The organism is Flavobacterium sp. T50_26 (assembly GCF_057652995.1).
Window position 1 is genome coordinate 207,591 of the sequence record NZ_JBYFCC010000003.1, and the last position, 14,150, is coordinate 221,740.

Below are 14,150 nucleotides of genomic sequence, written 5' to 3' on the forward strand. Positions count from 1 at the left end.
TACTAACTCGTCTCGCAAAACCTACACATGAAATATTACATTGTTCTATTACTTAACTTAGTAACATTAATATCATTCGCTCAAATTAAAGGAAAAATTACTGATGAGTCAGGAAATCCTTTGCCTTTTGTAAATATTTATATTGAAAACACCTATATAGGAACAACTTCAAACGAAAATGGATTCTATGAACTTAGCGTTCAAAATCAGGAAAAAGTGGCTGTTGTTTATCAATATTTAGGATATAAAACGCAAAAACACATCTTAAACATAAACAAATTATCCTATACTTTTGATGTTAAATTAATTGAAGAAAATTATAATTTGAATGAAGTTGTTTTGAGTTCAAAAGATAATCCGGCCAATGCAATTATTCGAAATGCAATTGCAAATAAGCAAAAAAACTCAATGAAAACAGCTCGATTTACAGCTGATTTTTATTCTCGTGGAATTTTTAGATTGAAAAATGCTCCTAAGAAAATATTAGGTCAGGAATTGGGCGATTTTGATGGTGCATTAGATTCTACCGGAACCGGAATTTTGTATTTATCGGAAACCGTTTCCAAAATCATCTTTGAAAAACCTGATAATTTGAATGAAAAAATCATCGCTTCAAAAATTAGTGGCAGAGACAATGGTTATAGCTACAACACAGCCAGAGCAACCATGTATGATTTTTATGACAATACAATTAATGTAAATATCAGTATGATTTCACCACTTGCAGAAAATGCATTTAGCTATTATAAATATACTTTAGATGGTGCTTTTTATGATGAACGAAACAACTTAATCAATAAAATAAAAGTAATTCCGAGACGAGATGCAGAGCCAGTTTTTGAAGGTTACATCTATATTTTAGAAGATAGTTGGGCGATTTATGGAATTGATTTGGATATTAAAGGATACCGAATGAAACAAGAATTTTTGGATGTGATGAAGTTGAAACAGAATTTCAGTTTTAATGACAACAATCAACTTTGGGCAAAAAATTCGCAAAGTTTAGAATTTGAAGCCGGTGCTTTCGGAATCACATTTACCGGAAAATTTACACATGTTTACAGCAATTATGACTTTAAAGAAGCCTTTGATACTAAAACTTTTTCGAGAGAAATTTTAAGTTTTGAAGACAATGCAAACAAAAAAGATGATTCGTATTGGAATCAAATGCGACCTGTTCCGTTAACCGAGGAAGAAAGTGAAGATTACATTAGAAAAGACAGTATTCAGTTGGTTCGAAAATCTAAACCCTATTTAGATTCAATTGATCGTTTGAATAATAAATTTAAAATTCAGAAAATAATCTCGGGTTATTCTTATCAAAATTCAGAAAAAAATTGGCGTTTAAATTATGCCGGATTGTTTAAAATTCCGCTCTACAACACTGTTCAGGGTTGGAATTTATCTACTTCCTTATCGTATACTAAAAGAAGCGAAGATGATCGAAAATATACCACCTTTGGCACAAAATTTAATTATGGTTTTGCCGAAGAACGTTTTCGGGCATCAGGTTATTTTCTGTCGCGACTAAATGCAAAAACAAATAGTTTTTTAAGTATAAAAGGCGGTAGCGAAGTCACACAATTTAATCAAAACGAGCCCATCGGCAGACTTGCAAACACAGTTGTTTCTTTATTTTTAAAAGAAAACCACATGAAAGTGTATGAAAAAAACTTTGCTAGTGTTACCTATAGTCAAGAAGTTATTAACGGGCTACATATGCAGGGTTCATTGGAATACGCAGAAAGAAGTCCGCTTTTTAATACTACCGATTATGTGATTATTAAAAACAAAATAGATTTTATGTCAAATAATCCGTTAGATGAAGATGATTATATAAATCCGGGCATTGAACGAAATAATTTAGTGAAAGCAAATGTAAATGCTCGTATCAATTTTGGACAAAAATACTTTTCCAGACCGGACGGAAAATTTATTATTCCAAATGAAAAATACCCTATTCTCTATTTAGGTTATGAAAAAGGTTTTGCCGCAAGTGAATCAAAATATAATTATGATTTTGTTGCAGCACGAGTATTTTATGAACAAACACTTGGGAATAAAGGAAATTTTGCAATTAATTTAAAAGGTGGCAAATTCTTCAACGCAGATGAAATTTCGTTTGTAGATTATAAACATTTCAACGGAAATCAAATTATCATTAGTCCAAATAATCGGTATTTAGATATGTTTAATTTGCTTCCGTATTATTCAAACAGCACGAATGATAGTTATACAGAAATGCATGTTGAGCATAATTTTGATGGTTTTATAATGAATAAAATACCCTTGCTTAATAAATTAAAATCTACAATGATTATTGGCTATCATAATTTAGCCACACCGGAGAATAAACCTTATCAAGAATTTAGTATTGGTTTAGACAAATTAGGCTTTGGAAAATTTAAACTTCTTCGATTAGATTATATTCGATCATATAACGGAACTACTTTCTTGAATGATGGAATTATGATTGGCCTTGAATTATTAAAGGTTTTAGACTAAAACAAAAAAGAGAGTAATTAAAAACTACTCTCTTTTTATTCTTCTATTTGTAAAACTACATTCTGACAACGTTTGCTCCAATGGCTCTTAATCGTTCGTCAATTCGTTCATAACCTCTATCAATTTGTTCGATGTTTTGAATCGTACTTGTTCCTTTTGCAGATAAAGCAGCAATTAACAACGAAATTCCGGCACGAATATCCGGTGAAGACATCGTAGTTGCTTTTAATTGCGATTGAAAATTATGTCCGATTACAATGGCACGGTGCGGATCGCAAAGAATAATTTTTGCACCCATATCAATTAATTTATCCACAAAGAACAAACGGCTTTCAAACATTTTTTGGTGAATCAATACTTCGCCTTTTGCTTGCGTAGCAACTACTAGAACAATGCTCAATAAATCAGGTGTAAATCCTGGCCATGGAGCATCAGCAACGGTTAGAATAGAACCATCAATATCTTTCTTAATTTCATAACCATCTTTATGTTCCGGAATATAAATATCGTCGCCACGACGTTCAATCGTGATTCCTAATTTTCTAAAAACAGAAGGAATTACACCTAAATTATCCCAACTCACATTTTTAATGGTAATTTCACTTCTGGTCATAGCAGCTAAGCCAATCCAACTTCCAATTTCAATCATATCCGGAAGTATACGGTGTGTGCAACCGCCTAAACTTTCAACACCTTCAATAGTTAATAAATTAGAACCAACACCGGTGATTTTTGCACCCATCGAATTAAGCATACCGCACAATTGTTGCAAATAAGGTTCACAAGCAGCATTGTAAATTGTTGTAGTTCCTTCGGCTAAAACAGAAGCCATAACAATATTAGCTGTTCCTGTAACGGAAGCTTCATCCAAAAGCATATAAGCTCCTTTTAAACGACCTTCGATTTCAACACCATAAAAATGGTCTTCTCTATTGTATCTAAATTTTGCACCTAAATTGATGAATCCTTCAAAGTGCGTATCTAATCTTCTTCTTCCAATTTTATCGCCTCCCGGTTTTGGAATATATCCTTTTCCGAAACGAGCCAAAAGCGGACCAACAATCATAATAGAACCACGTAACGAACCACCTTCTTTTTTAAATGCTTCGGTTTCAAGATATCCCACATTTACTTCATCTGCTTGAAACGTAATGGAACCCGGTCCGTTTTTTTGCATTTTTACACCTAAGTTTCCTAAAAGTGTAATTAATTTATTAACATCCAAAATATCCGGAATGTTGTTAATCGTAACCTTTTCAGGCGTTAGCAATACCGTGCATAAAATTTGTAATGCTTCATTTTTTGCTCCTTGCGGATGAATTTCTCCTTTAAGACGATGACCGCCTTCTATTTTGAATGTTCCCATATTCGTTTTTAGCGATTATTTCTGATTGTTATTTTTATACGGTTTTGCCTTTATGTTTTTGTTATTTTTCTTAATCAGCGGATTTTTTTGAATAAGCGGCATGTTTTTATTGGAAACCTTTTTATTGGTTCGCATTAAATCGGACGTATTCAGCAATTCTTCTGTACTTTGATGCAAATCAATTCTTCCGCCGGAAAGTTCAAATAAATGATCAAAGATTGCCTTATCATCAACGGTATCTTTATTCCAACTTAAATAAGACTTTTTCATGTGGTTGGCAATCACTTTGATGAGAGCCGATTTTAACTCGCTTTCTTCCCAACTGTTTGCCACATCAATCATATATTTGATGTTGTTTCCGTAAAAACGATACTTTGGAAATTTTTGAGGATAACCCAATCGCTCCGGTTTCAAGTTGATAACTTCACGGGTTGGAATAGGATACGGACTATCAACCTCTAATTTAAAATTAGACATGATGAAGAGTTGATCCCATAATTTATGTTGAAAATCAAGCACATCACGCAAGTGTGGATTCAAACTTCCCATGACTTTGATAATATATCGAGCGGCTTTGTTACGCTCTTCCCTATCTTCAATAATGGTTGCCTGATCAATCAATTTTTGCAAATGACGACCATATTCGGGTATCATTAAATGAGGTCGCTCAGCATTATATTCTAATACATGCACAATATCATGTGCTTTTTCATTGTGAGTCATTTTTGTATTTTTTAAAGCGAAATTATACCTTCAACAGTAGAAACTTCTTGGTATTTTGCCACTACATGTTCCGGACTTTCCATGCTAACATTAATAGAAACACTAGTGAATTTACCGGTTTTTGATTGTACAGTATTGATAACTGCTCCCATGTTATTAAACGCTTCTTCAACCGCAATTATTTTTGAAGTATCAGTTGGAACAATAAATTTATAAAGGTAAATGGAAGGCCAATTTGAAGTAGTTCGTAATTCTTCTTTCAGTCTTTCATAAAATTCTTCCGTATTCTTATCCATAACATTTTTATTATAGGCAAATATACAGTATTGATTTTAGATTTTAGAAAATTGAAATTGAATTTTAATGATAATAGAATGTGAATTAACCGTTAATTACTATGAAATTAAAAAATAGCCGATAATTTTTCTGAACAAAATAGCATCAAACGATTTAAAAATACTCAAAAGTTTGTTTTTAAGCTTACTATTTTTCTAAATTTACCGACTTATTGAATACAAGTGAATAAAGAAATTATAGTTATTACCGGTGGTCCCGGAACAGGAAAAACAACAATTATTAACGGTTTAATTGAAAAAAGCTACACTTGTTTTCCTGAAATTTCAAGAGAAATTATTAACGATGCCCGAAAACAGGGAATTGAACAGTTATTCCTGGAAAAACCATTATTGTTTAGTGAATTGTTGTTGGAAGGAAGAAAAAAACAATACATTCAAGCGAATGAACATTCAGAAAACTTAATTTTTTTAGATCGCGGCATTCCTGATATTTTGGCTTATATGCATTATATTGGAGATAGTTATCCTTCTTTTTTTGATGAAGAATGTCGTACAAATAAATACACAAAAGTCTTTCTTTTACCGCCATGGGAAGAAATTTATCAGTCAGATGAAGAGCGTTATGAAAACTTTGAACAAGCCAAACTCATCTATAATCATTTGAAAGAAACGTATGAAAGTTATGGTTATGACCTCATAGAAGTTCCGCTAGATGTTCAAGATAACAGAATTCTTTTTATCTTAGATGCCATATCACGATAAAAAATGATAAAAGCCGAAGAAATTCTAAAAAAATATTGGGGATATGATGAATTTCGAACGCCTCAAAAAGAGATTATAAATGCCGTTCTATCCGGATCAGATTCATTTGGGTTAATGCCAACCGGCGGTGGAAAATCAATTTGTTTTCAAGTTCCGGCTTTAATGAAAGATGGAATTTGTTTGGTGATTTCTCCCTTGATTGCATTGATGAAAGATCAAGTAGAAAACCTTTCCAAAAGAGATATAAAAGCACTGGCCTTAACGGGAGGAATTTCTACAGACGAAACTATCACATTGTTAGATAATTGTTTATACGGCAACTACAAATTTTTATACCTCTCTCCCGAACGATTAGAACAAGATTGGGTCTTAGAAAAAATCAAAAATCTTCCGCTAAATTTAATTGCGATTGATGAAGCTCATTGTGTTTCGCAATGGGGTCACGATTTTCGTCCATCTTACTTAAAAATCGGACAATTAAAAAGCTTCTTTCCGGCAGTTCCTTTTTTGGCTTTAACGGCTTCGGCTACCGAAAGAGTAAAAAAAGACATCATTGAGCAATTAAAATTAGAGAAACCGGCTGTTTTTCAAAAATCATTTGCAAGAGAAAATATTGCCTATATGGTTGTGGAAACGGAAGACAAGTTGCACAAAATTGAACGAATGTTGAGCAAAAATCCGGAATCTTCTATTATATATGTGCGAAACCGTAAATCGTGTTACGATGTTTCCAATCAATTGCAACAAATGGGTTTTAAAACCGCTTTTTATCACGGTGGTTTGCCGATGAAAGAAAAGACAAAAAGCATGGATTTGTGGATGAGTGAAAAAGTGCAAGTCATGGTAGCAACCAACGCTTTTGGAATGGGGATTGACAAAGCCAACGTAAAAACTGTTATTCATATTCAATTGCCGGAAAATATTGAAAACTATTATCAAGAAGCCGGTCGTGCCGGAAGAAATGGTGAAAAAGCATATGCTGTTTTATTGGTTGGTCCGGGTGATGTGAATTCGGCAAAATCGCAGTTCATCGCCGGTTTGCCTGACAAAGAATTTCTGAAAACAGTTTATATTAAATTGTGTAATTATTTTCAAATTGCATACGGCGAAGGAATTAATGAAGAATTTCCGTTTAATTTGAATCATTTTTGTTCGCAATATAATTTTCCCATCATAAAAACGTATTCGGGTTTGCAATTTTTAGATCGGCAAGGAATCATCAGTTTTACGCAGGAATATTCAGAAAAAATTAATTTGCAATTCATTATTGAAAGCAAGGAAGTGATTCGATACATCAGCTTAAATCCTTCTGAAGAGGAAATTATTTTAGCTTTTCTGCGAACATATCCGGGCATTTATGAATACCAAACAGCTGTAAATCTTTCACTTATTGCACGAAAAAGCAATAGTTCCGAAGAGCAAGTTGAGTCAGTTTTAAATCGATTAAAAGAAAAAGGCATTGTTGATTATATTGCCAAAAATAACGATGCCATAATTACTTTTAATGAAGTTAGAGAAGACGAACGCACAATAAACCGCGTTTCAAAATATTTAGAAAAGCAGAACGATTTAAAAAAGGAACAAATTGAAGAGGTTTTTCATTACGTTACTACTAATGAAATTTGCAAAAGTCGTTTTATATTAGAATATTTTGGAGAAAAAAACACAACCAATTGCGGAATTTGTTCCTATTGCATTTCCAAAAAAGAAAAAAACATAAATTCAAATCAGCTTAGTCAATTGATTTTGAATAGCATTTCCGAAAAACCATATTCATCTCGTGAATTGGAAAAATTAATTGATTGTAAAGAACAGGAACTTATCTTTGCATTACAAGAACTATTGGATGAAGAAAAAATCATCATTCTTCCCAATAATAAATACACAAAAGCTTAGCATGGAAAAATTACGCATCGTTTTTATGGGAACACCCGATTTTGCAGTTGGGATTTTAGATACAATTTTACAACATAAATATAATGTAGTTGGCGTAATCACAGCTCCTGATAAACCTGCCGGAAGAGGTCAGAAAATAAACACATCTGCCGTAAAAGATTATGCTTTAGAAAAAGGACTAAAAATTCTGCAACCAACTAATTTAAAAGACGAAACTTTTTTAGAAGAATTAAAAAGTCTTGATGCCAATTGTCAAGTAGTGGTTGCTTTTAGAATGTTGCCGGAAGTAGTTTGGAAAATGCCAAAATTTGGTACATTCAATCTGCATGCTTCCCTCCTACCAAATTATAGAGGAGCAGCTCCTATTAATTGGGCAATAATTAATGGTGAAACAAAAACCGGAGTTACTACATTTTTTATTGATGATAAAATTGATACCGGAGCAATCATTCTTTCTGCCGAAACACCAATAGAACCAACAGAAAATGTGGGTCAATTACACGATAGATTAATGGTTTTAGGAAGTAAGACCGTGATTGTAACATTGGATGCTATTGAAAACGCAACGGTGCAAACAACTTTACAAACCGATTCGCCTGAAATAAAAACTGCTTATAAGCTAAACCGAGACAATTGTAAAATTGACTGGACAAAATCCGGAGAAGAAATTTTTAATCTAATTCGAGGTTTAAGTCCGTATCCGGTAGCATGGAGCTTAGTACAAGACGGTGAACAAGAATGGAATGTAAAAATCTATGAAGCTACTTTTGAAAAAGAAAATCATTCTCTTGCAATAGGAACTATTGTTTCTACTAAAAAAGAAATGAAAATCGCTGTATCGGATGGTTTTATTCACATTTTATCTATTCAATTCCCCGGAAAAAAGAAAATGACTGTTCAGGAATTGCTTAATGGAATGAAATTTTCTTCCACCGCAATGGCTCTTTAGGTACTGAAAACACTCAAAAAAGGGTAAAATACCGACGAATAACATAGCTTTATCAACAATACAACCCAAGTTATCAACAAATGCGACGAAAACTCACGAAAACACTTGTATAATAAGGAAATCCTATTAAATTTGTTTTAATTAACTTTATGTTTAACCAACAATTAATAACTATTATTATGAACAAATCAGAATTAATCGATGCTATTGCTGCAGACGCAGGTATCACTAAAGCAGCTGCTAAATTAGCTTTAGAATCATTTTTAGGAAACGTAGGTGCTACTTTGAAAAAAGGTGGAAGAGTTTCTTTAGTAGGTTTCGGATCATGGTCAGTTTCTAAAAGAGCTGCAAGAGATGGTAGAAACCCACAAACAGGAAAAACTATCAAAATTGCTGCTAAGAATGTTGTTAAATTCAAAGCTGGTGCTGAATTAGAAGGTACTGTAAACTAGTCTAATTGATTTGATATAAAGAAAAGTCTTCCATTTCGGGAGACTTTTTTTTATAGTTTTTCTTGAAATATTTGGATAATTAAAAATAAAATTGTTAAATTTAACTAAAAATTGCAACGATATGATTTCAGAAAAACTCAAAAAAGGTCATTTACTCATTGCAGAACCATCTATTTTAGGTGATTTATCATTTAATAGGTCTGTTATTTTATTGGCTGATCACAATGATGAAGGTTCGGTTGGATTTATTCTTAACAAACCCTTAGAATACACTTTAATGGATTTGGTTCCTGAAATTGAATCCTCTTTTACAATATATAACGGAGGTCCGGTTGAGCAAGATAATTTATATTTTATTCATAGCATTCCTGATTTGATTCCGGATAGCATTGAGATTTCGAACGGAATTTATTGGGGCGGTGATTTTGAAAAAACCCGTGATTTAATTAATAGTGGAGAAATCAATAAAGATAATATTCGCTTTTTCTTAGGATACACCGGTTGGGATGCCAATCAATTGGAAACCGAAATGAATTCTAATTCATGGATTTTAATTGAAAACAGCTATAAACAAAAGATTCTTCAAAAGTCATCTTCCAATTTTTGGAAAGAGAAAATCATGGAATTAGGAGGAGAATACCTAATTTGGTCTAACGCACCGGAAAATCCGATGTTGAATTAATTGATTTCTGCTAACTGATTTACTTTTTCTACTAAAATTTTGGACCAGTTTATTGCAAATTCTTTTTTGCGATACTTTGTGATGGGTTGAACTCCTTGAATAATATTGGTTATAAAAAGTTCGTCTGCTTTTTGCAAGTCAAAAGGTGAAATAGGCTCTTCTGAAACTTCTAATCCTTCAACTTTTTTGGCTAAAGCTAAAACTTGTTTACGCATGATTCCGTTTAAACCCCCTTCAGAAAGTGGCGGAGTTATTAATCGATTTCCGGTTATCATAAACAAATTACCATTCAAAGCTTCAACTACATTTTTTTCTTCATTGAGTAAAAGGCAATTTTGATAACCATTTTCATCAGCAAAAATACTTCCTACTGTGTTGATTAACTTGTTGGTAGATTTAATAGTTGAAAGTAATTGTTTGGTTACATAAAAATCTTTGAACAATTCAACCTCATAGGGTTCTTCTTTAACTATATAAGATTTACTTTCCAATTTTGTAGTTGAAATTAGAAAAGAAACATTTCGATCTTTTGGCAAATAAAATCCACCATCATTTCGATAAACAGTGAAACGAACACGGCAAGAATCAGAGCAAGAATTTTTATCTGCCAACTCTAAAATTAGATGTTCCAAATTTTCTAAAGTAAAACTCATTGGAATTTGCATTCTAATAATCCTCATGGATGCCATTAATCGAAAATAATGATCTTCCATAAACAATACTTTACCGTTCACTACTTTAAGTGTTTCAAAGACCGAATCACCATATAGAAATGCTCTATTCTGACTTAACACCGACTCGTGTTCTACTAAATTTCCGTTGAGATTAACCATAAAAAAGCCCTGATTTTACAGGGCAAATATACGTTTATTCCATTAAATTACACCGAACCAATAACATGCTTTAAATCAGATATTTGGTTCTCCCATAATAATTTAGATTCGCTTAATTCATCTTCAAAGGCAAAATCAACTACAACTAAAGAAACATCTTTTGTGATTTCATCTTCCATAATTCTCAATTCAAAAAAATAATCGGTGTCTTTATCTTGTTCATCCAACCATTTAAATTTTATTCTTTCATTTGTTTTTTTGGAGGCTAAACGAGCTTTTTCCAATGTATCATCCCAAATGAAAGTAAAAAATTCACCTCTAGAATTCACATTATCAGCAAACCACTCAGACAAACCTGATGGTGTTGAGATATATTGATAGAGTAACTGTGGTGATGAGTTTAAAGGAAACTCTATTTCATATCGTACTTTTGTATCCATTCTTAGTATTTTGTGGCAATATATTGAATATTACTTCAAAAAAAAAGCGTTTTTTAAAATAAAAATATTTTATCATTTTATGTTTGGAAGGTTTACTATTATTTATATATTTGCACCCGCATTACCGACGAGGTAATTCAAAGAATTTGGCGAGATAGCTCAGTTGGTTAGAGCGTTGGATTCATAACCCAAAGGTCCCGAGTTCAAATCTCGGTCTCGCTACAAGATTATTACTTTGAAATCAAACGGATTAAGGTTCTTAATCCGTTTTTTTGTACGTCTTCAAACTAAATTGGACTTTTGCTAAGAGAGTATTTAGTTAATAATTCAAAGATAAAAGATTTTTTTGATTTGTTGTTAATTTTGATTTTTGGTACTCATTTCTTCGGTTTATAATTGCAATTTTCTTTAATCGTTCACGTTCTTTTAAAATCAGTTCACCTCTCCCAAAATATACATCTGCTGGGGTTAAGTTGTTTAATGATTCATGATAGCGTTCATTGTTATACCTATAAACAAATCTTTCTAAAGCAGCTTCTAATTCTTCTGGAGCGAAGTAATTATCAAGTTTCACAACATTTTTCATGGTTCTGTGATAGCGTTCAATTTTTCCTTGTGTTTGTGGATGATTGGGTCTGCCGTGAATTTGATCCATTTGATAACTATCTTTTAAATAGGATTTTAATTCAGTTGCAATGTAGCATGAACCATTGTCAGACAAGAGTTTTGGCTTTTGTTTAGTTACCAATTTTGCTTTCTTAATGGCAGTATCAATGGTTCTTTTTACATCATCTGCTTTCATGTTCGAGCAAAGTTCCCAGTGCACAATGTATCGGCTGTAATCGTCCAAAACCGTACTCAAGTAATACCAACCCCAACCCAGTATTTTAAAATAGGTAAAATCCGTTTGCCACATTTGATGTACGAAGCCTGTTTTATTGGTAAATTCATCGCCTGCACTCAGGAAAATATGAGCTGGAGCTGTAATTAACCCTCTTGCTTTTAAAATTCGATAAACACTTGATTCTGATAGAAATATTTGCTGTTCAACGGTCATTTTAAAGGCTAATTCACGTGAAGATAAATCAGGATAATCCAACGCTAATTTTACAACCAAATTCTTCTGTTCTTGTGGAATGCTATTCCATTAGCATTAAACTAAGTTTTACTTTTTTTAGTATTTTCATTCTTTTATTTTTTTATTATTTTTTTAGTAGAAATGTTATCTGATTTGTCTATTATTTTGACAAGATATAGCCCGACAGGAAGATGACTAATATCTACTTGATTTATATTGTTTTCTTCTAAATACTTTATCATTTTACCAGTATAGTCGTAGAGTTCAATTTTCTTAATATTTTCAATATCTCCCGAAAAATTAAATTCTCCACTTGTTGGATTAGGAAAAATATCAATAAAAGTCATGTTGTTATTCTCGTCAAGTCCTAGTGTAGAATTATTAAATTTGGCAATAAATGCGTCTGTAAAGCCTCCAACTACTGGATAACCATTTACAATGTTTCCGTCAAAATTAATATTATCTTGAATTAGAGTACCACCAAAAACAATATCATCACTGTTGGATAAATCCATATTCACGGGTGACATTCTGAATGTACTTCCAGCTTGTCTTGACCAAACAAAATTATTGGAAGTTGTATCAAACTTTACAAAAAATGATTTTCTAGCATTTTGTGTGATACAACCATTTGTTTCGGCTTCACAATCAGAATTTGGAAGTATTACTCCATTAGCAATTTCAACAGGTTGTATATAAGATCCTAAACCGATAATATTACCATTAGTGTCAAAAGCTATATCATTCATGCCAATTGAATAATTATACAAATCATTAGATGTTTTTAACCATAATCTATTTCCCACACTATCAAATTTAGCCAAAAACATAAATGAGTCTCTGCGGTAATTTTGACTATTTCCTCCATTAGGGTCAACAACATAAGGAGCAAATATAGTTGAACTACCAAAGCTTAAGTTAAAGTTTTGAAAAGTTTCCCATAAGCCAGGAATTGCACCACAAATATAAATATTACCTTGATTATCAATTAACGACTCACTAACACCTAATGAAACATAATAATCAAAACCAATATTTATTCCTGAATATGTACTTAGTGTAGTTGCCCAAATTCCATTACCGGTATTGGCATCAATTTTGGCTAAAAATCCAGGCTGGGCTTCTAAGTTAATTGGATTATTGAAAACAAAATTACCAATATTAACAGTCGCTGCTCTAGCAGTACCAGCAATTGCAATAACATTATTTTCATTGATGTTAAATTTTGAATAACTCTTAGTATCAAAACTTTTTAAACCTGACAGCCATGCAACATCTCCGGAAGGATTTAATTTTAACATAAAGTAGTCTTCTTTATATTGATTGGTATTGAAGACACCACTACCCGTTACTGAAAAATTATCTACAAACATTGTTTCTCCAAAGAAAAAACCTAAACAATAAATATTGTCCAAATGATCTACTTTTACTTGACGCATAGTAATACCGTTTGGACCAATATTTAATGGATAAGTCCCTAAATTAACATCGATAGGTTTAGTCCATATATGTTGCCCATTAGGATTTAGTTTTACTACAAATCCTTTAGCTCTGTTTGGAAATTGACCTATTGGGTGTGGAAGAGGAATACTTCCTAACATAGCATCATAAGATCTAGTACTAATTACGAGTATGATATTATTTTGACTATCGGTATCTACCGATTGTATATTTTCAAAATAGCCGCCGGATGTTTTTAAGTACCACAATAGCGTACCTGAAGAACTGTATTTTGCAATATAAGAATCAGACCATCCATAATCTGGCGTGTAACCACCATATTCTGCTGCAGGCGGAGATTGAGGTAGTATATTGCCTTGAAGATTAAATTCTAATCCTTCATACCCTCTTGTAGTTCCAATTTCAATTACATTTCCTACTTGGTCGACAGCAACCCCATTACCAGAATCGTTTAATCCTGAGTAATTAATTTTCCCCCATGAAAAAGTTGGAGCTTGTGAAAAGCTAGTTATGGAAATAACTAATGTAAAAAAGTAAATAATTTTTTTCATAATGTTTGTTTTATATTTAATGTAAAACAATCTTTTTAGACTCAACCCTACCGATTACAAAGGTAATTTGATATTAAAACTGTATATCTTCAAACTAAATTGGACTTTTGCTAATAGAGTATTTCGTTAATAATTCAAAGATAAATGATTTTTTTG

13 protein-coding genes and 1 tRNA gene are annotated in these 14,150 nt (G+C 32.3%); 7 read left to right on the forward strand and 7 right to left on the reverse strand.

Annotated features, from left to right (window positions below):
* Positions 1–27 precede the first annotated feature (27 nt).
* Entirely contained in the window at positions 28–2,505 is a 2,478-nt protein-coding gene (locus AC23MC_RS03140) for a DUF5686 and carboxypeptidase regulatory-like domain-containing protein (RefSeq protein ID WP_487566975.1), read from the forward strand.
* A 55-nt stretch (positions 2,506–2,560) separates the two neighbouring features.
* On the opposite strand, the gene murA is transcribed toward AC23MC_RS03140, so the two are convergent.
* Genes murA through AC23MC_RS03155 form a run of 3 tightly spaced genes read right to left on the reverse strand, consistent with a single transcriptional unit; the run spans position 2,561 to position 4,890 of the window.
* The gene (gene murA / locus AC23MC_RS03145; RefSeq protein WP_487566976.1) at positions 2,561–3,871 is read right to left on the reverse strand and encodes a UDP-N-acetylglucosamine 1-carboxyvinyltransferase; all 1,311 of its coding nucleotides are present in this window, start codon (positions 3,869–3,871) and stop codon (positions 2,561–2,563) included.
* 15 nt (positions 3,872–3,886) lie between these two features.
* Entirely contained in the window at positions 3,887–4,594 is a 708-nt protein-coding gene (locus AC23MC_RS03150; protein WP_291093515.1) for a DUF4290 domain-containing protein, read from the reverse strand.
* Positions 4,595–4,605: 11 nt separating this feature from the next.
* Complete coding sequence (locus AC23MC_RS03155) at positions 4,606–4,890, reverse strand: DUF493 family protein (RefSeq protein WP_291093513.1); 285 nt, start codon at positions 4,888–4,890, stop codon at positions 4,606–4,608.
* Positions 4,891–5,112: 222 nt separating this feature from the next.
* Between AC23MC_RS03155 and AC23MC_RS03160 the strand changes: the two genes are divergently transcribed.
* The 5 genes from AC23MC_RS03160 (at position 5,113) to AC23MC_RS03180 (ending at position 9,631) form a co-directional block, all read left to right on the forward strand.
* Positions 5,113–5,652, forward strand: coding sequence for an AAA family ATPase (locus tag AC23MC_RS03160; protein ID WP_487566977.1), 540 nt, complete (start codon positions 5,113–5,115; stop codon positions 5,650–5,652).
* A gap of 3 nt (positions 5,653–5,655) precedes the next feature.
* Complete coding sequence (locus AC23MC_RS03165) at positions 5,656–7,548, forward strand: RecQ family ATP-dependent DNA helicase (protein WP_487566978.1); 1,893 nt, start codon at positions 5,656–5,658, stop codon at positions 7,546–7,548.
* Position 7,549: 1 nt separating this feature from the next.
* The gene (fmt, locus tag AC23MC_RS03170; protein WP_487566979.1) at positions 7,550–8,497 is read left to right on the forward strand and encodes a methionyl-tRNA formyltransferase; all 948 of its coding nucleotides are present in this window, start codon (positions 7,550–7,552) and stop codon (positions 8,495–8,497) included.
* A 179-nt stretch (positions 8,498–8,676) separates the two neighbouring features.
* Positions 8,677–8,949: an HU family DNA-binding protein gene (locus AC23MC_RS03175; protein ID WP_112084759.1), complete on the forward strand. Its 273-nt coding sequence runs from the start codon at positions 8,677–8,679 to the stop codon at positions 8,947–8,949.
* Between the two features lie 121 nt (positions 8,950–9,070).
* A complete protein-coding gene (locus AC23MC_RS03180; protein ID WP_487566980.1) occupies positions 9,071–9,631 on the forward strand; it encodes a YqgE/AlgH family protein in 561 nt (186 codons plus the stop codon).
* Here the strand turns inward: AC23MC_RS03180 and AC23MC_RS03185 are convergent.
* Both AC23MC_RS03185 and AC23MC_RS03190 read right to left on the reverse strand, forming a co-directional pair.
* On the reverse strand, positions 9,628–10,464 hold the full coding sequence (locus tag AC23MC_RS03185) for an aminotransferase class IV (RefSeq protein ID WP_487566981.1): 837 nt from the start codon (positions 10,462–10,464) through the stop codon (positions 9,628–9,630). The two genes, AC23MC_RS03180 and AC23MC_RS03185, sit on opposite strands and share 4 nt — an antisense overlap.
* 47 nt (positions 10,465–10,511) lie before the next feature.
* The gene (locus AC23MC_RS03190) at positions 10,512–10,904 is read right to left on the reverse strand and encodes an START-like domain-containing protein (RefSeq protein WP_487566982.1); all 393 of its coding nucleotides are present in this window, start codon (positions 10,902–10,904) and stop codon (positions 10,512–10,514) included.
* 148 nt (positions 10,905–11,052) lie between these two features.
* Here AC23MC_RS03190 and AC23MC_RS03195 point away from each other — a divergent pair.
* Positions 11,053–11,126, forward strand: a tRNA-Met gene (locus tag AC23MC_RS03195).
* Positions 11,127–11,223: 97 nt separating this feature from the next.
* Here AC23MC_RS03195 and AC23MC_RS03200 read toward each other — a convergent pair.
* Both AC23MC_RS03200 and AC23MC_RS03205 read right to left on the reverse strand, forming a co-directional pair.
* Entirely contained in the window at positions 11,224–12,021 is a 798-nt protein-coding gene (locus AC23MC_RS03200; protein WP_487566983.1) for a transposase, read from the reverse strand.
* Between the two features lie 74 nt (positions 12,022–12,095).
* Positions 12,096–13,994: a T9SS type A sorting domain-containing protein gene (locus AC23MC_RS03205; protein ID WP_487566984.1), complete on the reverse strand. Its 1,899-nt coding sequence runs from the start codon at positions 13,992–13,994 to the stop codon at positions 12,096–12,098.
* Between the last annotated feature and the right edge of the window lie 156 nt (positions 13,995–14,150).